This window comes from Streptococcus mitis, from assembly GCA_001560895.1.
Taxonomy (GTDB): Bacteria; Bacillota; Bacilli; order Lactobacillales; family Streptococcaceae; genus Streptococcus; species Streptococcus mitis_Q.
Map to the genome: position 1 here is coordinate 387,107 of CP014326.1, position 19,571 is coordinate 406,677.

The 19,571-nt window shown below is 41.7% G+C and carries 22 protein-coding genes; 21 read left to right on the plus strand and 1 reads right to left on the minus strand.

Annotation, left to right across the window (positions count from 1 at the left end; genetic code table 11):
* The first annotated feature begins 119 nt into the window (after positions 1–119).
* The 8 genes from AXK38_02055 (at position 120) to AXK38_02090 (ending at position 7,274) form a co-directional block, all read left to right on the plus strand.
* Entirely contained in the window at positions 120–914 is a 795-nt protein-coding gene (locus tag AXK38_02055; GenBank protein ID AMH88129.1) for an aminoglycoside phosphotransferase, read from the plus strand.
* Positions 911–1,546 (plus strand): tRNA (guanine-N7)-methyltransferase, encoded by a 636-nt coding sequence (locus AXK38_02060; GenBank protein AMH88130.1) that lies wholly within the window; start codon positions 911–913, stop codon positions 1,544–1,546. The genes AXK38_02055 and AXK38_02060 overlap by 4 nt, the downstream gene beginning before the upstream one ends.
* Before the next feature lie 126 nt (positions 1,547–1,672).
* Positions 1,673–2,152 (plus strand): ribosome maturation factor RimP, encoded by a 480-nt coding sequence (locus AXK38_02065; GenBank protein AMH88131.1) that lies wholly within the window; start codon positions 1,673–1,675, stop codon positions 2,150–2,152.
* Positions 2,153–2,195: 43 nt separating this feature from the next.
* On the plus strand, positions 2,196–3,332 hold the full coding sequence (locus tag AXK38_02070) for a transcription termination/antitermination protein NusA (GenBank protein AMH88132.1): 1,137 nt from the start codon (positions 2,196–2,198) through the stop codon (positions 3,330–3,332).
* A 21-nt stretch (positions 3,333–3,353) separates the two neighbouring features.
* Complete coding sequence (locus AXK38_02075) at positions 3,354–3,647, plus strand: DNA-binding protein (GenBank protein ID AMH88133.1); 294 nt, start codon at positions 3,354–3,356, stop codon at positions 3,645–3,647.
* A complete protein-coding gene (locus AXK38_02080) occupies positions 3,640–3,939 on the plus strand; it encodes a hypothetical protein (GenBank protein ID AMH88134.1) in 300 nt (99 codons plus the stop codon). Before AXK38_02075 ends, AXK38_02080 begins: the two co-directional genes overlap by 8 nt.
* Positions 3,940–3,955: 16 nt before the next feature.
* Positions 3,956–6,757, plus strand: a complete 2,802-nt coding sequence (locus AXK38_02085) for a translation initiation factor IF-2 (GenBank protein AMH88135.1) — start codon at positions 3,956–3,958, stop codon at positions 6,755–6,757.
* A gap of 166 nt (positions 6,758–6,923) precedes the next feature.
* Positions 6,924–7,274 (plus strand): ribosome-binding factor A, encoded by a 351-nt coding sequence (locus AXK38_02090; protein ID AMH88136.1) that lies wholly within the window; start codon positions 6,924–6,926, stop codon positions 7,272–7,274.
* 100 nt (positions 7,275–7,374) lie between these two features.
* Here AXK38_02090 and AXK38_02095 read toward each other — a convergent pair whose 3' ends face one another.
* Positions 7,375–8,631 (minus strand): transposase, encoded by a 1,257-nt coding sequence (locus AXK38_02095; protein ID AMH89604.1) that lies wholly within the window; start codon positions 8,629–8,631, stop codon positions 7,375–7,377.
* Positions 8,632–8,867: 236 nt separating this feature from the next.
* Between AXK38_02095 and AXK38_02100 the strand changes: the two genes are divergently transcribed.
* The 13 genes from AXK38_02100 to valS all read left to right on the plus strand — a co-directional run bounded on the left by AXK38_02100 (position 8,868) and on the right by valS (position 19,539).
* A complete protein-coding gene (locus AXK38_02100; protein ID AMH88137.1) occupies positions 8,868–9,371 on the plus strand; it encodes a hypothetical protein in 504 nt (167 codons plus the stop codon).
* 20 nt (positions 9,372–9,391) lie between these two features.
* A complete protein-coding gene (locus AXK38_02105; GenBank protein ID AMH88138.1) occupies positions 9,392–9,949 on the plus strand; it encodes a hypothetical protein in 558 nt (185 codons plus the stop codon).
* A gap of 12 nt (positions 9,950–9,961) precedes the next feature.
* Positions 9,962–11,071: a virion core protein gene (locus AXK38_02110; protein ID AMH88139.1), complete on the plus strand. Its 1,110-nt coding sequence runs from the start codon at positions 9,962–9,964 to the stop codon at positions 11,069–11,071.
* Between the two features lie 300 nt (positions 11,072–11,371).
* Entirely contained in the window at positions 11,372–12,151 is a 780-nt protein-coding gene (locus AXK38_02115; GenBank protein ID AMH88140.1) for a hypothetical protein, read from the plus strand.
* A 1-nt stretch (position 12,152) separates the two neighbouring features.
* On the plus strand, positions 12,153–12,335 hold the full coding sequence (locus tag AXK38_02120) for a hypothetical protein (protein ID AMH88141.1): 183 nt from the start codon (positions 12,153–12,155) through the stop codon (positions 12,333–12,335).
* A 264-nt stretch (positions 12,336–12,599) separates the two neighbouring features.
* Entirely contained in the window at positions 12,600–12,833 is a 234-nt protein-coding gene (locus tag AXK38_02125; GenBank protein ID AMH88142.1) for a hypothetical protein, read from the plus strand.
* A complete protein-coding gene (locus AXK38_02130; GenBank protein AMH88143.1) occupies positions 12,833–14,167 on the plus strand; it encodes a hemerythrin HHE cation-binding protein in 1,335 nt (444 codons plus the stop codon). The genes AXK38_02125 and AXK38_02130 overlap by 1 nt, the downstream gene beginning before the upstream one ends.
* A 9-nt stretch (positions 14,168–14,176) precedes the next feature.
* Entirely contained in the window at positions 14,177–14,431 is a 255-nt protein-coding gene (locus tag AXK38_02135) for an aldose epimerase (GenBank protein AMH88144.1), read from the plus strand.
* 95 nt (positions 14,432–14,526) lie between these two features.
* Positions 14,527–14,910: a helicase gene (locus tag AXK38_02140; GenBank protein ID AMH88145.1), complete on the plus strand. Its 384-nt coding sequence runs from the start codon at positions 14,527–14,529 to the stop codon at positions 14,908–14,910.
* 281 nt (positions 14,911–15,191) lie between these two features.
* Positions 15,192–15,770, plus strand: a complete 579-nt coding sequence (locus AXK38_02145; GenBank protein ID AMH88146.1) for a flavin reductase — start codon at positions 15,192–15,194, stop codon at positions 15,768–15,770.
* Positions 15,757–16,317: a GNAT family acetyltransferase gene (locus AXK38_02150; GenBank protein ID AMH88147.1), complete on the plus strand. Its 561-nt coding sequence runs from the start codon at positions 15,757–15,759 to the stop codon at positions 16,315–16,317. The genes AXK38_02145 and AXK38_02150 overlap by 14 nt, the downstream gene beginning before the upstream one ends.
* Positions 16,317–16,895 (plus strand): shikimate kinase, encoded by a 579-nt coding sequence (locus AXK38_02155; protein ID AMH88148.1) that lies wholly within the window; start codon positions 16,317–16,319, stop codon positions 16,893–16,895. Before AXK38_02150 ends, AXK38_02155 begins: the two co-directional genes overlap by 1 nt.
* On the plus strand, positions 16,888–19,539 hold the full coding sequence (gene valS / locus AXK38_02160; protein AMH88149.1) for a valine--tRNA ligase: 2,652 nt from the start codon (positions 16,888–16,890) through the stop codon (positions 19,537–19,539). The genes AXK38_02155 and valS overlap by 8 nt, the downstream gene beginning before the upstream one ends.
* The last annotated feature ends 32 nt before the right edge of the window (positions 19,540–19,571 follow it).

The window sequence follows — 19,571 nt, forward strand, 5'->3', positions numbered from 1 at the left end:
TTTCTATAATGATACCCAAGCCAATCCAGAGGCTTTTCTTTGAGAATCAGGTGTGGAGCGGTTGACGAATAGGCCAAAAACTAGTAGAATAGTAAGGAAACTTTATACGGAGGAAAGAAATGGATTTGGGTGATAATGAGCTAACACTGACTCCCATACCTGGGAAAAGTGGCAAGGCTTATATGGGTAGCTATCCTGATGGGAAGCGCATCTTTGTAAAAATGAACACCTCTCCAATCCTACCTGGTCTAGCTAGAGAACAAATTGCTCCACAATTATTATGGAGTCGCCGTTTGGCAGATGGGCGTGATATGTGTGCTCAAGAATGGTTGACAGGCAAGATATTGACCCCCTATGATATGAATCGTAAGCAAATCGTCAATATTTTAACCCGCCTACATCGCTCACGTCCTTTGATGACACAGTTGAGTCGTTTGGGCTATGCCATGGAAACACCTGTAGATTTACTACAGTCTTGGCAGGAAACGGCTCCAGATGCTTTGCGTAAAAATCATTTTATCAGTGAAGTGATGGCTGATTTACGTCAGACTATTCCAGGATTTAGAGAGGACTATGCGACCATTGTCCATGGAGATGTACGACATAGTAATTGGATTGAGACAGATAGTGGCTTGATTTATTTGGTAGATTGGGATTCGGTTCGCTTGACCGACCGCATGTTTGATGTGGCCCACATGCTCTGCCATTATATTCCAGAACATCAGTGGAAGGAATGGTTGACCTATTACGGTTACAAGTATAATCAAACGGTATTAAATAAATTGTATTGGTATGGTCAATTGTCTTATTTGAGCCAGATTTCCAAGTATTATATGAACCAAGATTTAGAAAATGTCAATCGGGAGATTCATGGCTTGCGTCACTTCCGAGACAAGTATGGAAAGAGAAGATGAGAGTTAGAAATCGTAAAGGGGCGACAGAATTACTAGAGGCAAATCCCCAGTATGTGGTCCTAAATCCCTTGGAAGCCAAGGGGAAATGGCGGGACTTGTTTGGAAATGATAATCCCATTCATGTGGAAGTAGGAAGTGGAAAGGGTGCCTTTGTTTCAGGTATGGCCAAACAAAACCCTGACATCAACTATATCGGGATTGATATTCAAAAGTCTGTTTTGAGCTACGCTTTGGACAAGGTCCTTGAAGTTGGAGTGCCTAACATCAAGCTCTTGTGGGTGGATGGTTCTGATTTGACAGACTATTTTGAAGACGGTGAGATCGACCGCTTGTATCTGAATTTTTCAGATCCATGGCCTAAAAAACGTCATGAAAAGCGTCGTTTGACCTACAAGAGTTTCCTAAATACCTTCAAACGTATCTTGCCTGAAAATGGAGAAATTCATTTCAAGACGGATAACCGTGGCTTGTTTGAGTACAGCCTAGTGAGCTTTTCTCAGTATGGCATGAAACTCAATGGTGTCTGGCTAGATTTGCATGCCAGTGATTTTGAAGGCAATGTCATGACAGAATACGAGCAAAAATTCTCAAACAAGGGTCAAGTTATCTACCGAGTTGAGGCAGAATTTTAAGAAATAGCCTGAAATCAGGCTGTATAAGTGCTTTTGCTTTACATAAGTTGGCAAACGTGCTATACTAAAGGTAAGAATATGAGAAAGTGAGGCGGGGAAATATCTTCGCCTCTTGCTTATGAGGAGGTGGACGCAATCGCAACAATCGTAGAATTAGTCAGAGAAGTTGTAGAACCTGTCATCCAAGCACCTTTCGAGCTCGTGGATATCGAGTATGGAAAGATTGGCAGTGACATGATTCTCAGTATTTTTGTAGATAAACCTGAAGGAATTACCTTGAACGACACGGCAGACTTGACAGAAATTATCAGTCCTGTCCTAGACACCATCAAGCCAGATCCCTTCCCAGAACAATATTTCCTAGAAATTACCAGTCCAGGCTTGGAACGTCCTTTGAAAACCAAGGATGCCGTCGCTGGAGCGGTTGGGAAATACATCCATGTCGGGCTCTACCAAGCCATCGATAAGCAAAAGGTCTTTGAAGGAACCTTGTTGGCCTTCGAAGAGGACGAGTTGACTATGGAATATATGGACAAGACGCGTAAGAAAACCGTCCAAATTCCATACAGTTTAGTATCAAAAGCACGTTTAGCAGTTAAATTATAGAAAAAGAAAGGATAGCTTTTGAGGATTCAAAAGTGAAGAAAACATGAGTAAAGAAATGCTAGAGGCCTTCCGCATTTTGGAAGAAGACAAGGGAATCAAAAAAGAAGATATCATCGACGCAGTAGTAGAGTCGCTTCGTTCAGCTTATCGCAGACGCTATGGTCAATCAGACAGCGTAGCTATTGACTTCAACGAGAAAACAGGTGACTTTACAGTCTATACTGTCCGTGAAGTTGTTGATGAAGTATTTGATAGCCGTTTGGAAATCAGCTTGAAAGATGCTCTTGCCATTAATTCAGCCTATGAACTTGGAGACAAAATCAAGTTTGAAGAAGCACCTGCTGAGTTTGGTCGTGTAGCAGCCCAATCTGCTAAACAAACCATCATGGAAAAAATGCGCAAGCAAACACGTGCCATCACATACAACACTTACAAAGAACATGAGCAAGAAATCATGTCTGGTACGGTAGAACGCTTTGACAACCGCTTTATCTATGTCAACCTTGGCAGCATCGAAGCCCAATTGTCAAAACAAGACCAAATCCCTGGAGAAGTTTTTGCTTCCCACGACCGTATCGAAGTATATGTCTACAAAGTTGAAGATAACCCTCGTGGTGTGAATGTCTTTGTTAGCCGTAGCCACCCAGAAATGATTAAACGCTTGATGGAGCAAGAGATTCCAGAAGTTTATGACGGAACGGTTGAAATCATGAGCGTGGCTCGTGAAGCTGGTGACCGTACCAAGGTTGCCGTTCGTAGCCACAATCCAAACGTGGATGCTATCGGTACAATCGTTGGACGTGGTGGTGCTAATATCAAGAAGATTACTAGCAAATTCCACCCAGCACGCTACGATGCTAAGAATGACCGCATGGTACCAATCGAAGAAAATATCGATGTTATCGAGTGGGTAGCAGATCCAGCTGAATTTATCTACAATGCCATCGCTCCTGCTGAGGTTGACCAAGTTATCTTTGATGAAAACGACAGCAAACGTGCCTTGGTGGTTGTTCCAGATAACAAGCTTTCTCTTGCCATCGGTCGTCGTGGGCAAAACGTTCGTTTGGCAGCTCACTTGACTGGTTACCGTATCGATATCAAGTCTGCTAGTGAATTTGAAGCCATGGAAGAAGCTGCTTCAGTAGAGTTGGAAGCAGAAAACGATACTGTAGAAGAATAAAAGCTGCTAGAGGAGGGAAAGATGAAAACGAGAAAAATCCCTTTGCGCAAGTCTGTTGTGTCCAATGAAGTGATTGATAAGCGTGATTTGCTCCGCATTGTCAAGAACAAGGAAGGACAAGTCTTTATCGATCCGACAGGCAAGGCCAATGGCCGCGGCGCTTATATCAAGCTAGACAATAAAGAAGCCCTAGAGGCGAAAAAGAAGAAGGTCTTTAACCGTAGCTTTAGCATGGAAGTGGACGAAAGCTTTTATGACGAGTTGATCGCTTATGTGGATCACAAAGTGAAAAGAAGAGAGTTAGGACTTGAATAAGCAAAAGATAAGCAATCTCTTGGGACTCGCTCAGCGAGCAGGGCGGATCATATCGGGTGAAGAATTGGTGGTCAAGGCCATTCAAGACGGCAAGGCCAAGTTGGTCTTTCTAGCCCATGATGCTGGACCCAATCTGACCAAGAAGATTCAAGATAAAAGTCATTATTATCAAGTAGAAATTGTAACCGTGTTTTCAACACTGGAATTAAGCATAGCAGTCGGGAAATCAAGAAAGGTTTTGGCTGTGACAGATGCTGGATTTACAAAGAAAATGAGGTCTCTTATGGAATAGAAGAGGAGGACATGATTTGTCTAAGAAAAGATTGTACGAAATCGCAAAAGAACTTGGAAAAGAAAGTAAAGAAGTTGTAGCGCGTGCAAAAGAGTTGGGCTTGGATGTGAAAAGCCACTCATCAAGTGTGGAAGAAGCTGTCGCTGCAAAAATCGCTGCCAGCTTTAAGCCTGCAGCTGCTCCGAAAGTAGAATCAAAACCGGAAGTACCAAAAGCAGGTGCAGAAAAGAAAGCCGAAAAATCTGAGGCAGCTAAACCAGCTGTAGCCAAGGAAGATGCAAAAGCGGCTGAGCCAGTTACTCCTAAAACAGAAAAAGCAGCAGCGAAACCGCAAAGCCGTAATTTTAAGGCTGAGCGTGAAGCCCGTGCCAAAGAGCAGGCAGAGCGACGCAAGCAAAACAAGGGCAATAACCGTGACCAACAACAAAACGGCAACCGTCAGAAAAATGACGGCCGTAATGGTGGAAAACAAGGTCAAGGCAACCGCGACAATCGTCGCTTTAATGACCAAGCTAAGAAACAGCAAGGTCAGCAAAATCGTGGAAACGAGCGTCGTCAACAAGAGGACAAACGTCCAAATCAAGCGGCTCCACGCATTGACTTTAAAGCCCGTGCAGCAGCCCTAAAAGCAGAGCAAAATGCAGAGTACGCTCGTTCAAGCGAGGAACGTTTCAAGCAGTATCAAGCGGCTAAAGAAGCCTTGGCTCAAGCTAACAAACGCAAGGAACCAGAGGAAATCTTTGAAGAAGCGGCTAAGTTAGCTGAACAAGCGCAACAAGCACAGCAAGTTCAAGCAGTGGTTGAAGTCGTCCCTGAGAAAAAAGAACCTGCAGTGGATACACGTCGTAAAAAACAAGCTCGACCAGACAAAAATCGTGACGATTATGATCACGAAGAAGATGGTCCTAGAAAACAACAAAAGAATCGAAGTAGTCAAAATCAAGTGAGAAATCAAAAGAATAGTAACTGGAATAACAACAAGAAAAACAAAAAAGGCAATAACAAGAACAATCGTAATCAGGCTCCAAAACCTGTTACAGAGCGTAAATTCCATGAATTGCCAACAGAATTTGAATATACAGATGGTATGACTGTTGCGGAAATCGCAAAACGTATCAAACGTGAACCAGCTGAAATCGTTAAGAAACTCTTTATGATGGGTGTTATGGCCACACAAAACCAATCCTTGGATGGGGAAACAATCGAACTCCTCATGGTGGATTACGGTATTGAAGCTAAGCAAAAGGTTGAAGTGGATAATGCCGACATCGAACGTTTCTTTGTCGAAGATGGTTATCTTAATGAAGATGAGTTGGTTGAGCGTCCACCAGTTGTAACCATCATGGGACACGTTGACCACGGTAAAACAACCCTCTTGGATACCCTTCGTAACTCTCGCGTTGCGACAGGTGAAGCAGGTGGTATCACTCAGCATATTGGTGCCTACCAAATCGTTGAAAATGGCAAGAAGATTACCTTCCTTGATACACCAGGACACGCGGCCTTTACATCGATGCGTGCGCGTGGTGCGTCTGTTACCGATATTACCATCTTGGTTGTAGCGGCAGATGACGGGGTTATGCCACAGACTATCGAAGCCATCAACCACTCAAAAGCGGCCAACGTTCCAATTATCGTAGCGATCAACAAGATTGATAAACCAGGTGCTAACCCAGAACGCGTTATCGGTGAATTGGCAGAGCATGGTGTTATGTCAACTGCTTGGGGTGGAGATTCTGAATTTGTTGAAATCTCGGCTAAATTCAACCAAAATATCGAAGAATTGTTGGAAACAGTCCTTCTTGTGGCTGAAATCCAAGAACTCAAGGCAGACCCAACAGTTCGTGCGATCGGTACGGTTATCGAAGCGCGCTTGGATAAAGGAAAAGGTGCGGTCGCAACCCTTCTTGTTCAACAAGGTACCTTGAATGTCCAAGACCCTATCGTTGTCGGAAATACCTTCGGTCGTGTTCGTGCTATGACCAATGACCTTGGTCGTCGTGTTAAAGTTGCTGGACCATCAACACCAGTTTCTATCACAGGTTTGAACGAAGCACCAATGGCGGGTGACCACTTTGCCGTTTATGAAGATGAAAAATCTGCGCGTGCAGCAGGTGAAGAACGTGCTAAACGTGCCCTCATGAAACAACGTCAAGCTACTCAACGTGTCAGCCTTGAAAACCTCTTTGATACACTTAAAGCTGGTGAACTTAAGTCAGTTAACGTTATCATCAAGGCCGACGTACAAGGTTCTGTTGAAGCCCTTTCTGCCTCACTTCAAAAAATCGATGTGGAAGGTGTCAAAGTTACCATCGTCCACTCAGCAGTCGGTGCTATCAACGAATCTGACGTGACCCTCGCCGAAGCTTCAAATGCTTTCATCGTTGGTTTCAACGTACGCCCTACACCACAAGCTCGTCAACAAGCAGAAGCTGACGATGTGGAAATCCGTCTCCACAGCATTATCTACAAGGTTATCGAAGAGATGGAAGAAGCCATGAAAGGGATGCTTGATCCAGAATTTGAAGAAAAAGTTATCGGTGAAGCAGTTATTCGTGAAACCTTCAAGGTATCTAAAGTGGGAACTATCGGTGGATTCATGGTTATCAACGGTAAGGTTACCCGTGACTCTAAAGTCCGTGTTATCCGTGATGGTGTCGTTATCTATGATGGCGAACTCGCAAGCTTGAAACACTACAAAGACGACGTTAAAGAAGTTACAAACGGTCGTGAAGGTGGATTGATGATTGATGGCTACAATGATATTAAGACTGATGATGTGATTGAGGCGTATGTCATGGAAGAAATCAAACGATAATAGAGAAACGATAGCCGATTTGACTCGTCGTCAACAGCGCCTTGATGAACCCTCAGTTCTATCTAAGGCTTGTTTCCTAGATTCAAATGGCTCTAGTTCCTCTATCTAATAAAAATAGCTAGGTCTGCTGGCCTAGCTTTTGGTTCAAAGTAGAGAAAGGAATATCATGGCAAATCATTTCCGTACGGATCGTGTGGGCATGGAAATCAAGCGTGAAGTCAATGAGATTTTGCAAAAGAAAGTCCGTGATCCGCGTGTCCAAGGTGTGACCATCACAGATGTTCAGATGCTAGGTGACTTGTCTGTTGCCAAGGTTTACTACACCATTTTGAGTAACCTTGCTTCGGATAATCAGAAAGCTCAAATTGGGCTTGAAAAAGCAACTGGTACCATCAAACGTGAACTTGGTCGCAATTTGAAATTGTACAAAATCCCAGATTTGACCTTCGTCAAAGACGAGTCCATAGAGTATGGAAACAAGATTGACGAAATGCTACGCAATCTGGATAAAAACTAAAGAAGAGGGGTAACCCTCTTTTTTGGTGGAGGAAAATAGGTGGAATTTGAAATGGGAAAATATTCTGGCTCTTTGTCAACTGTAGTGGGTTGAAGAAAAGCTAAGCTCGAGAAAGGACAAATTTCGTCCTTTCTTTTTTGATATTCAGAGCGATAAAAATCCGTTTTTTGAAGTTTTCAAAGTTCCGAAAACCAAAGGCATTGCGTTTGATAAGTTTGATGAGATTATTGGTTGCTTCTAATTTGGCATTAGAATAGGGTAACTGAAGGGCATTGACGATTTTCTCTTTGTCCTTTAGAAAGGTTTTAAAGACAGTCTTAAAAAGAGGATGAACTTTCTTTAGATTTTCCTCAATGAGTCCGAAAAATTTCTCCGGTTCCTTATTCTGAAAGTGAAAAAGCAAGAGTTGATAGAGATGATAGTGGTGTTTCAAGTCTTCTGAATAGCTCAAAAGCTTGTCAATAATCTCTTTATTGGTTAAGTGCATGCGAAAAGTAGGGCGATAAAATCGCTTATCACTCAGTTTACGGCTATCCTGTTGAATGAGTTTCCAGTAGCGCTTGATAGCCTTATATTCATGAGATTTTCGCTCAAATTGCTTCATGATTTGGACACGAACACGACTCATAGCACGGCTAAGATGTTGTACAATGTGGAAGCGATCTAGAACGATTTTGGCATACGGAAAAAGATGTTTAGCCAAGTCATAGTAAGGACTAAACATATCCATAGTAATGATTTTCACCTGACAACGAACAGAGCGATTGTAGCGCAGAAAATGATTTCTTATGATAGTTTGTGTTCTACCCTCAAGAACAGTGATAATATTGAGCTTATCAAAATCTTGAGCAATGAAACTCATCTTTCCCTTAGTGAAGGCATATTCGTCCCAGGACATAATCTCAGGGAGGTAAGAAAAATCAGACTTAAAACAGAAGTCATTGAGCTTGCGAATAACAGTTGAAGTTGAAATAGACAGCTGACGGGCAATATCGGTCATAGAAGTCTTCTCAATTAGCTTCTGGGCAATCTTTTGGTTGATGATACGAGGGATTTGGTGATTCTTCTTGACGAGAGAAGTCTCAGCTACCATCATTTTCGAGCAATGATAGCACTTGAATCGACGTTTTCTAAGGAGAATTCTAGTAGGCATACCAGTCGTTTCAAGGTAAGGAACCTTAGACGGTTTTTGGAAGTCATATTTCTTCATTTGACTTCCACACTCAGGACAAGATGGAGCGTCGTAGTCCAGTTTAGCGATGATTTCCTTGTGGGTATTCCTATTAATGACATCCATAATTTGGATATTTGGGTCTTTAATGTCTAGTAATTTTGTGATAAAATGTAATTGTTCCATAGGATTCTTTCTAATGATGGTTTGGTTGCTTTTCATTATAGATCTTATGGGACTTTTTTTCTACAACAAAATAGGCTCCATAATATCCATAGGGGATTTACCCACTACAAATATTATAGAGCCAATATTCTTTTAAAAAAGGAATTCTGTATTTTTAAATGTTAGCTAATCAGAAAATGCTTTTTTTTTTAGCAAATATGATATGATGATTTCATAAATAAAAGGAGATTATATCAATGAATAATATAAAAAAAGTTTGTCGTTTAGCTTTGCTATGTCTTTCCGTCTCTACTCTAGTTGCTTGTAGTTCTCTTTCTGAAAAAACAAGTGGCTCTTCTAGTGAGAATCAAACAGAAGCTTCATCTAGTAGTTCTGAAAAGAAAGGATTGTTTGCTAAAGCAAAAGAAAAACTCAGTTCAAGCGATTTTAACCCACAAGATGTTAGCGATACGACAATTGAGTCTATAAAAACCTATGAAGATTACTTGATTATGAATGAGAAAATAATCGATAATTACTATACAGAAGCAGATGAAGCCTTTAAAGGGACTGTTTTAGAAGATAGCGCTGCTATCCAAGAACTAAAAGATAGCACTAAAAAAGAGATGGAAGATCTGAAAAAACAATATGGTCCACTCAAGAAAGCACCGATTCAAGGGAAAGAAGAAGTTATTAAGACTCTAAAAGATTATCGTGATAATCTACATGAACAAGTGGAGCAGTGGAAAGCTAGTCTTTAATAGGAAGAGTGGAGTTCAATATGGATTATCAATTATTGCCACATGAATACATGGTTATGAATAGTGACCATGTGAGTTTTGGGAAAAATGGTTTGGCTACAGATGAATTAATTTTAACGAATCTACACTTAATACATATCAAAAAAGGTTTTTGGGGAGGGAAAAAAGACCAAGTTACCATTCCCATTAACCAGATTAAAATTTTTGAAGGGAAACCTCAAGTTTCAGTAACCAAAACCAATGGTGTGAAACGGTTGGAAATTTATTATAATGGCGGACAAGCTATCTTTGCATTTAATAATACTAAGGATACTGACAAGTGGGCTAGAAACATTATTAAATTGATTTCAGGTGATACAAGTAATTTTGAAACCTTGGGAGATAGTAGCTTGTTTGGAGCAGATGTTTTGGCAGAAACATTTAAGGATACATTTGACACTTTTAAAGCAGGGCTCGGGATTAAGGATGCAGAGCCAGAAAAGATTTCAACCAAGTGTAGCTTTTGTGGAGCACCTTTATCAGGTCAAGTGAAGCAAACAGTGAGATGTGCCTATTGTGATATGGAGCAGAGTTTATAAGGGGGCAATTAAATGGGGTTGATAAAAGCAATCACAGATTCTATTGGTGGGACATTTGCAGATCAGTGGAAAGAAATTATCACAGTTCAAGCTTTTGATGAACATACAGCTGTAAGTCCAGGTATTGTTCAAGAAAGTAATAATGGTAGGGGTGTCAATACGAAGGGAACTGTAGGTGTTATTTCGAACGGATCCAAGATTTTTATTCCAGAAAATACTGCTGCCTTTATCTTTAGTCAGTCTGGTATCGAGGAAATTATTACAGAACCAGGTGGATATGAATACCAAAATGGTGAGAGCAGTGTTTTTAACGGTGATGGATTGAAAAAGTCACTGTTTGATAATGTTGTTAATCGTGTTGGATTCGGTGGTCAAAGTGATCATCAAAAACAGATTTGTTTTGTTAATTTGAGAGAAATTCGTGATATTAAATTTGGGACTCGTGGTCCAGTCATGTATAATGATTTGTTTTATGGTACAGATTTAGAAGTACGTGCTTTTGGAACATTTTCTATCCAAATTACAGATGCTAAGCAATTTATCAGAAATTTTCTTCCTGCCAATGTGACTTATTATACTTTCGACAGTGCTCAAGCTAGATCACAAATAGTGACAGAGTTTCTCCAATCTTTTATTGTTGCACTTAATTCTTTGTCCACAACTTATCGTATTTCACAATTGCCGTCACAAGCTTCAGTTCTTGCAACCCAAGTATCGAATGATGGACAGTATGCAGGGACTTGGAAAGAACGTTTTGGATTTGAGATTGTAAAAGTTGCCATTGCTAATATTGAGTTCTCACCAGAGTCTAAGGAATTGGTTAAACAATTTTCATCAAATAAGATGAATTTAAAAGCTTATGATGATGTATCGCAGAAAGCTTCTAATATTGCAGCACAACAAAAAATTGCATCAGGAGTGGAGCAACATGGTCTAGGTGATGGTGCAGGGATGATTTTTGGTATGAATATGGCACAAGGTTTAGATGAAAAAGCAATGAAACCAAGTTTATCATTAGATGAACAAATCGAAGCTCTTACAAAACTAAAATCTCTTTTAGATGCAGGGATACTATCTCAGGAAGAGTTTGATCGAAAGAAAAAAGAAATTATGGATTTATAAAATGAGACTCGAAAGTTCATAGTTAGTACTCAAGGGACATTCTAGGTAAAACAACAATAGGCCATCGTTCATAGATAGAATATCAAGTTGTAAAGGTAGGAGTTTAATATTCGAGTTGTCTCTATAAAGACTATAAAAGTTCTTTAACAAATAAGTTGCCAAGGACTTTGATTTTGTGTTTTGGACTATTTGTCTAAAAGAATAAGGAGTTTTTGAAAATTTTTGAGGGGAATTTGAAACATACTTTAAAAGAGTATGCTATTATAGAATATAACTTACAGAAGTAAAAGGAGTTTGTATATGGCTGAACAAGAGTTAGCTATGCAAGTATTGCAACAAGTGGTAAAACTACCAGTTGTTAAGGTTGATCGTTCGAAATTTTTAGTGGATAAGTTTTCTAAAGAATTGGATCCACAGGACATTCCTACCTTATTAGAACAAGGCCCAACGTCTCTCTTATCTCAAGAAACCTTAGATCGAGTGGCTAATGCCTGCATTAGGGATAATGTTTTATTGGCGAGTGGAACCTCTGTTTTGGCAGGATTACCTGGAGGGATTGCTATGGCAATTACCATTCCAGCTGATGTGGCTCAATTTTATGGTTTCTCTCTGAAATTGGCTCAAGAATTAGGTTATATTTATGGTTATGAGGATCTTTGGGCTTCGCGCGAGGAGTTGAGTGAAGATGCTCAAAATACCCTCTTGCTTTATCTAGGTGTCATGTTGGGTGTAAATGGAACCGCTGCTTTGCTACGTGCAGGTGGTATAACAATTGCCAAACAGGTAATGAAAACAATACCTAATAAAGCTTTAACAAAGACACTTTGGTACCCTATTTTGAAAAAAGTCTTAAGAATATTTGGTGTGAATCTTACCAAGGGAGGGTTGGCCAAAGGAATGGGGAAATTCATACCTATCTTGGGAGGTATCATTTCAGGTGGTTTAACCTTTGCAACTATGAAACCAATGGGTGAAAGCTTGCAGAAAGAATTGTCCAAACTAGTTAACTATAGTGAAGTTCAATATCAAGAAGATGTTGAAACAATCCGAAAAGAGGCTGAAATAATCGAGGGTGAGTGAGATGAATCCTATCAAAGCTTTTGCTAAAATTTATGGGAATTACTTTTTGACCGTGCAAGGTGTAAAAGTAATGAAAACGATAAAGAAAGATGATAATGTTGTTGTCAGTCTGGGGAAACTCTTTATTGCAGACAAGCTGATGGATACGGCTCGGTGGCTCATCAAGCCAGAGGAGAGAGAATGAAATTTTTTTTGGGTCTTCTTGCCATTATTTTTATCAAACCGATTATTGGAATTGTGAAATTCCTATGGATGATCATCTCTTTTGCAGTCCAATTGCTGTTTTACAAGCTATTATTTAAGCTATTGGATTGGCTCTTTAAACTTATTTAGTCCGTAATTCAAGTCATAGAGAACTAGCAAGTCTTGTACTGCTAGTTTTTTAATCTCTTTCCTTATGGTATAATAAAATAAATAATATCATTTATAAACGATAATGGAGGTCGTCATGGACAATATCATCGATGTGTCAATTCCTGTTGCAGAAGTGGTGGATAAGCATCCAGAAGTCTTGGAAATCCTAGTGGAGCTCGGTTTTAAACCTCTAGCCAATCCCTTGATGCGCAACACAGTCGGTCGCAAAGTATCGCTTAAGCAGGGTTCTAAGCTCGAAGGAACTCCTATGGATAAGATTGTCCGCACACTGGAAGCAAATGGCTACGAAGTGATTGGATTAGACTAATGGCAGATGAACGGATTCATATCCTACGGGATATTTTGTTAGAATTGCACAATGGCGCCTCTCCTGAGTCGGTTCAAGAGCGCTTTGATGCGACCTTTACAGGTGTTTCAGCCATCGAGATTTCCCTTATGGAGCACGAGCTGATGAACTCAGACTCAGGTGTTACCTTTGAAGATGTCATGGAACTCTGTGATGTCCATGCCAATCTTTTTAAAAATGCTGTTAAGGATGTCGAAGTTGCAGATACCGAGCACCCAGGCCACCCAGTTCGGGTCTTCAAGGATGAAAATCTGGCACTCCGCGCTGCCTTGATTCGCATTCGGAGATTGTTAGATACCTATGAGTCTATGGAAGACGAGGAAATGCTTGCGGAGATGCGCAAGGGTTTGGTCCGTCAAATGGGCCTTGTCGGTCAATTTGATATCCATTACCAGCGCAAGGAAGAACTCTTTTTCCCTATAATGGAGCGCTATGGACACGATTCACCTCCTAAGGTCATGTGGGGAGTGGATGACCAGATCAGAGAACTCTTTCAAACAGCTCTAACGACAGCCAAGTCATTACCAGAAGTGCCGATTAGCAGTGTAAAGGAAGCTTTTGAAGCCTTTGCGACAGAGTTTGAAAGTATGATTTTCAAGGAAGAGTCCATCCTCCTCATGATTCTCCTTGAATCCTTTACTCAGGATGACTGGCTTCAGATTGCGGAGGAGAGTGATGCTTATGGCTATGCCATCATCCGTCCGTCAGAGAAATGGGTTCCAGAAAGACAGAGCTTTGTTGAGGAAAAGAGTGTAGAGGAGACAGTACAACTAGACACGGCAGAAGGTCAAGTTCAGCAAGTTATCGATACGCCAGAAGGACAGTTCACCATTACCTTTACCCCTAAGGAAAAGGAAGTGGTGCTGGACCGTCATAGTCCACAGGCTTTTGGCAATGGCTATCTCTCAGTCGAGCAGGCCAATCTCATCCTCAATCACCTCCCTATGGAGATTACCTTTGTCAATAAAGACGACATTTTTCAGTATTACAATGACAATGCGCCAGCTGATGAGATGATTTTCAAACGGACACCTTCCCAAGTCGGACGGAATGTCGAACTCTGCCATCCGCCCAAGTATTTGGACAAGGTCAAGACTATCATGAAGGGGCTTCGTGAGGGAAACAAAGACAAGTATGAAATGTGGTTCAAGTCTGATTCGCGAGGAAAGTTTGTCCACATCACCTATGCCGCAGTCCATGATGAAGATGGAGAATTCCAAGGTGTGCTGGAGTACGTTCAGGATATCCAGCCCTACCGTGAGATTGATACGGACTATTTCCGTGGATTAGAATAAGGAGAAAAAATGAGTTACGAACAAGAATTTATGAAGGAATTTGAAGCCTGGGTCAATACCCAAATCATGATCAACGACATGGCGCACAAGGAAAGTCAGAAAGTCTACGAAGAAGACCAAGATGAGCGTGCCAAAGATGCCATGATTCGCTACGAAAGCCGCTTGGATGCTTATCAGTTCTTGCTTGGTAAGTTTGAAAACTTCAAGGCAGGTAAGGGATTCCATGATTTACCAGAGGGATTGTTTGGTGAGCGGAATTATTAAATGAGATAGATTCTTGATTTTTTACTAAAATCTTGATAGAATATTTATATTAAATCCTTGTCAGAGCAGGGGTTTTTTATTGAAAGGATTTTATCATGTCAAAGAAACTCAATCGTAAAAAACAATTACGAAATAGCCTCCGTCGTGCAGGTGCCTTTTCAAGTACTGTGACTAAGGTTGTAGAAGAGACAAAAAAAGTCGTGAAACGTGCAGAGCAAGCTGGTAAGGCTGTTTCTAAAAAAGTTGAGCAAGCAGTAGAAGCTACCAAAGAGCAAGCTCAAAAAGTAGCCAATTCTGTAGAAGATTTTGCAGCAAACTTGGGTGGACTTCCACTTGACCGTGCCAAAACTTTCTACGATGAAGGAATCAAGTCTGCGTCAGATTTCAAAAACTGGACTGAAAAAGAACTCCTTGCCTTGAAAGGAATCGGCCCAGCTACCATCAAGAAATTGAAAGAAAATGGCATCAAGTTCAAGTAATCTTTCTTGTGCCTTGCATTTCCGAAAAAATCTTGCTACAATAGAGCCATTAGAGGTGTTTTGAATCCCGCATTTTACAGAAAGTGGCGGTGCTGAGAAGTCCACAAATGTGTCAAAACTAGTTGCTAATGGCTGAAAATGAAATAAAAGTGTCTTTTTGTTTTAAAGACGAGAGTTGCGGGCAACTGCCCGAAATTGGGTGGTACCGCGGATAAACACATTCGTCCCTGTCATGTAGATGGCAGGGATTTTCTTTTGCGTCATAGTCAAAGGAGGTTGTTATGAAGCAATCTTTTAAAACAAGTAAACTCTACTATGGCTTCCCTATCTTCATTTTGGGGTATCAGGATCAGAATTTTGGGCACAATATTACGACCTGTAGCTCCTCTTATAGCTTGGGGGACTGGCTAGTCATCGGTGTTGGTGCTGAGGAAAATGCGGCTGAGCAAATCAAGCATTACCAGAAGTTTACTGTGAATATACCTGATGAAAATCTCATGCTCGAGATGGAGCAGGCTGGTTTTATCAGCCATCGAGAGAAATTGAAACATCTGGGGCTAGACTACGAAATTTCTGAACAGACTCAGACACCGATTTTAGAGGCTTGTCCAGTTGTGTTGGACTGTCAGGTAGATCGAATTATCGAGGAAGATGGAATCTGTCATATCTTTGCTAAGATTATCGAACGACTAGCTGATCCAGAACTCTTGGATGACAAGGGGCATTTTAAAAATGACCATTTTGCGCCGATTTACTTTATGGGGGATGGCCACCAGCGCGTTTATCGTTATCTAGATGACCGAGTTGATTCTATGGGGAGCTTCATTAAGAAAGCGAGGAAAAAGGATGGCAAGAACTGAACTGCCAGAACGCTTGGAAGCAGAACGGCTCGTTTTACGAGTCCGTACTGTGGCTGATGCTGAGGATATCCATGCCTACGCTAGTTTGCCAGAGGTTGCCTACCCAGCAAGCTTTCCGCCTGTCAAGACCTTGGAAGATGAGATTTATTATCTAGAGCATATCCTTCCCGAGTGCAATCAAAAGGGCAATCTTCCAGCAGGTTATGGGATTGTCGTCAAAGGAACGGATAAAATCATTGGCTCTGTTGACTTTAACCATCGCCATGAAGATGATGTGCTGGAAATTGGCTATACCTTGCATCCAGACTATTGGGGACGAGGTTATGTGCCAGAAGCGGCGCGTGCCTTGATTGATCTAGCTTTTAAAGAACTTGGTCTTCACAAGATTGAACTAACTTGTTTTGGATACAATGTCCAAAGTCAACGAGTTGCAGAGAAACTTGGATTTACTCTTGAAGCTAGCATCCGAGACCGCAAAGATGCCCAAGGCAACCGCTGTGACAGTCTGATATATGGCTTGTTGAGGAGTGAGTGGGAGGTAATTTGATGCATCTTTTCATCATTGGTGCTCCAGCCTCAGGCAAAATGACGATTGGTCAAGAACTGTCTCGACTGACGGATTCTACCCTCTTTTATAACCATCAAGCCATCGATTTTGCACTAGAAATCTATCAGGATTATACCGAGGAGATGTGGGAATTTGTTCGTGGAATGACCTTTTCTTTCCTTGGAGCTAGCGCTAGAAATCAGCGATATGTGATTTTAACAGACGTGATTGATTTTTCAAATCAGTACCAGCTGATGTATTTGAAGCAAATTCAAGGTTTGTTGAATGACTATCATCAAGAGATTCTTTTTGTTGAATTGGAAACAAGCCTTGAAGAGCGCTTACGTCGAAATCAAACGGAGAATCGATTAAATCACAAACCCTTAAAACGATATATTGAGGTATCTGAAAGAGAAATTTTAGAGACAGCTGAAACACTTCAATTAAATTCCCAACATCAACCCAATGAGTTGCACCACTACTTTAAAATAAATAATACGAATCTGTCGGCAGAAGAGGTTGCTAAGCAGATTCAAGATAAAATGAATACAATAGAGAAAGGACAAACACATGTCTAAAGAACTTTCACCTAAATACAATCCAGCTGAGGTTGAGGCTGGTCGTTACCAAAAATGGCTTGATGCCGATGTTTTCAAGCCTTCAGGAGATCAAAAGGCTAAGCCTTATTCAATCGTCATTCCACCACCAAACGTAACTGGGAAACTGCACCTTGGTCACGCTTGGGATACGACTCTTCAGGATATTATCATCCGTCAAAAACGCATGCAAGGTTTTGACACACTTTGGCTTCCAGGGATGGACCACGCGGGGATTGCTACTCAAGCTAAGGTTGAGGAACGCTTGCGTGGCGAGGGCATTAGTCGTTATGACCTAGGCCGTGAAAAATTCCTAGAGAAAGTCTGGGAATGGAAAGACGAATATGCGACAACCATCAAGGAACAATGGGGCAAGATGGGTCTCTCTGTAGACTACTCTCGTGAGCGTTTCACTCTTGATGAAGGTTTGTCAAAAGCTGTTCGCAAGGTCTTTGTGGACCTTTACAAGAAAGGCTGGATCTACCGTGGTGAGTTTATCATCAACTGGGACCCAGCTGCACGCACAGCCCTTTCTGATATCGAAGTTATCCACAAGGATGTCGAAGGTGCCTTCTACCACATGAACTATATGCTGGAAGACGGCTCACGCGCCCTTGAAGTTGCGACAACTCGTCCAGAGACTATGTTTGGGGACGTTGCCGTTGCGGTCAATCCAGAGGACCCACGCTACAAGGACTTGATTGGAAAAAATGTCGTCCTTCCAATTGCTAATAAATTAATTCCAATCGTTGGAGATGAGCACGCAGACCCTGAGTTTGGTACTGGTGTCGTGAAAATCACACCTGCCCACGATCCAAACGACTTCTTGGTTGGTCAACGACACAACTTGCCACAAGTCAACGTCATGAACGATGACGGAACAATGAATGATTTGGCCTTCGAATTTGCAGGCATGGATCGTTTTGAAGCTCGTAAGGCAGTCGTTGCTAAGTTGGAAGAAATCGGTGCCCTCGTTAAAATCGAAAAACGTGTCCACAGTGTTGGTCACTCAGAGCGTACAGGTGTTGTGGTGGAACCACGCTTGTCTACTCAGTGGTTCGTCAAGATGGATCAATTGGCCAAAAATGCTATTGCTAACCAAGATACAGAGGACAAGGTAGAATTCTACCCACCTCGTTTCAACGATACCTTCCTCCAATGGATGGAAAATGTCCACGACTGGGTAATCTCTCGTCAGCTCTGGTGGGGTCACCAAATCCCTGCTTGGTACAATGCTGAGGGTGAAATGTATGTTGGGGAAGAAGCTCCAGAAGGCGACGGATGGACTCAGGATGAAGACGTCTTGGATACTTGGTTTAGTTCTGCCCTTTGGCCATTCTCAACCATGGGCTGGCCTGATGTGGACTCAGAAGACTTCAAACGCTACTTCCCAACGTCAACATTGGTAACAGGTTACGATATCATCTTCTTCTGGGTGTCTCGTATGATCTTCCAATCTTTGGAATTCACTGGCCGTCAGCCATTCCAAAACGTCCTTATCCACGGTCTTATCCGTGACGAGCAAGGACGCAAGATGTCTAAATCTCTTGGTAACGGGATTGACCCGATGGATGTTATCGAGAAATATGGTGCCGATGCCCTTCGTTGGTTCCTTTCAAATGGTTCTGCACCAGGGCAAGACGTGCGCTTCTCTTACGAGAAAATGGATGCTTCATGGAACTTCATTAACAAGATCTGGAACATCTCTCGCTACATCCTCATGAACAATGAAGGCTTAACTCTTGAGCAAGCAACTGTCAATGTGGAAAAAGTTGTTAACAAGGAAGCTGGAAATGTCACTGACCGCTGGATTCTCCATAACCTCAATGAAACGATCGGCAAAGCAACTGCTAACTTTGACAAGTTTGAGTTTGGTGTAGCTGGACACATCCTCTACAACTTCATCTGGGATGAATTTGCGGACTGGTATGTTGAATTGACTAAGGAAGTCCTTTATAGCGATAATGAAGAAGAGAAAGTCATCACACGTTCTGTTCTCCTTTATACTTTGGACAAGATCCTTCGTCTCCTTCACCCAATCATGCCATTCGTGACAGAGGAAATCTTTGGCCAAATCTCAGAAGGATCTATCGTCACAGCAGAATACCCAACTGTTAACCCAGCCTTTGAAGACCTTGCTGCCCACACTGGTGTAGAAAGCCTCAAAGACTTGATCCGTGCTGTTCGTAATGCGCGTGCGGAAGTAAACGTAGCACCAAGCAAGCCGATTACCATCCTTGTTAAGACAAGCGATAGCGACTTGGAAGTCTTCTTTAACAGCAATGTTAACTACATCAAACGCTTCACAAATCCAGAACACTTGGAAATCGCATCAACTATTCCTGCACCTGAACTCGCTATGTCAAGCGTCATCACAGGAGCAGAAATCTACCTGCCACTGGCAGACCTACTCAATGTCGAAGAAGAACTGGCCCGTCTCGATAAGGAACTGGCTAAATGGCAAAAAGAACTGGACATGGTCGACAAGAAGCTCTCTAACGAACGCTTCGTAGCTAATGCCAAACCAGAAGTCGTCCAAAAAGAACGCGACAAACAAACCGACTACCAAGCTAAATACGACGCGACCGTCGCACGTATTGATGAGATGAAGAAGTTGGTGAAATAAGATCTGAATCATAAACCTAAATTTTAATATTT

Bases quoted from the DNA above. Each gene is read 5' to 3' on its own strand.
- AXK38_02055 (AMH88129.1), top strand. From the start codon at position 120: ATGGATTTGGGTGATAATGAGCTAACACTGACTCCCATACCTGGGAAA.
- AXK38_02060 (AMH88130.1), top strand. From the start codon at position 911: ATGAGAGTTAGAAATCGTAAAGGGGCGACAGAATTACTAGAGGCAAAT.
- AXK38_02070 (AMH88132.1), top strand. From the start codon at position 2,196: ATGAGTAAAGAAATGCTAGAGGCCTTCCGCATTTTGGAAGAAGACAAG.
- AXK38_02075 (AMH88133.1), top strand. From the start codon at position 3,354: ATGAAAACGAGAAAAATCCCTTTGCGCAAGTCTGTTGTGTCCAATGAA.
- AXK38_02090 (AMH88136.1), top strand. From the start codon at position 6,924: ATGGCAAATCATTTCCGTACGGATCGTGTGGGCATGGAAATCAAGCGT.
- AXK38_02095 (AMH89604.1), bottom strand. From the start codon at position 8,631: ATGGAACAATTACATTTTATCACAAAATTACTAGACATTAAAGACCCA.
- AXK38_02100 (AMH88137.1), top strand. From the start codon at position 8,868: ATGAATAATATAAAAAAAGTTTGTCGTTTAGCTTTGCTATGTCTTTCC.
- AXK38_02105 (AMH88138.1), top strand. From the start codon at position 9,392: ATGGATTATCAATTATTGCCACATGAATACATGGTTATGAATAGTGAC.
- AXK38_02110 (AMH88139.1), top strand. From the start codon at position 9,962: ATGGGGTTGATAAAAGCAATCACAGATTCTATTGGTGGGACATTTGCA.
- AXK38_02115 (AMH88140.1), top strand. From the start codon at position 11,372: ATGGCTGAACAAGAGTTAGCTATGCAAGTATTGCAACAAGTGGTAAAA.
- AXK38_02120 (AMH88141.1), top strand. From the start codon at position 12,153: ATGAATCCTATCAAAGCTTTTGCTAAAATTTATGGGAATTACTTTTTG.
- AXK38_02125 (AMH88142.1), top strand. From the start codon at position 12,600: ATGGACAATATCATCGATGTGTCAATTCCTGTTGCAGAAGTGGTGGAT.
- AXK38_02130 (AMH88143.1), top strand. From the start codon at position 12,833: ATGGCAGATGAACGGATTCATATCCTACGGGATATTTTGTTAGAATTG.
- AXK38_02135 (AMH88144.1), top strand. From the start codon at position 14,177: ATGAGTTACGAACAAGAATTTATGAAGGAATTTGAAGCCTGGGTCAAT.
- AXK38_02140 (AMH88145.1), top strand. From the start codon at position 14,527: ATGTCAAAGAAACTCAATCGTAAAAAACAATTACGAAATAGCCTCCGT.
- AXK38_02145 (AMH88146.1), top strand. From the start codon at position 15,192: ATGAAGCAATCTTTTAAAACAAGTAAACTCTACTATGGCTTCCCTATC.
- AXK38_02150 (AMH88147.1), top strand. From the start codon at position 15,757: ATGGCAAGAACTGAACTGCCAGAACGCTTGGAAGCAGAACGGCTCGTT.
- AXK38_02155 (AMH88148.1), top strand. From the start codon at position 16,317: ATGCATCTTTTCATCATTGGTGCTCCAGCCTCAGGCAAAATGACGATT.
- valS (AMH88149.1), top strand. From the start codon at position 16,888: ATGTCTAAAGAACTTTCACCTAAATACAATCCAGCTGAGGTTGAGGCT.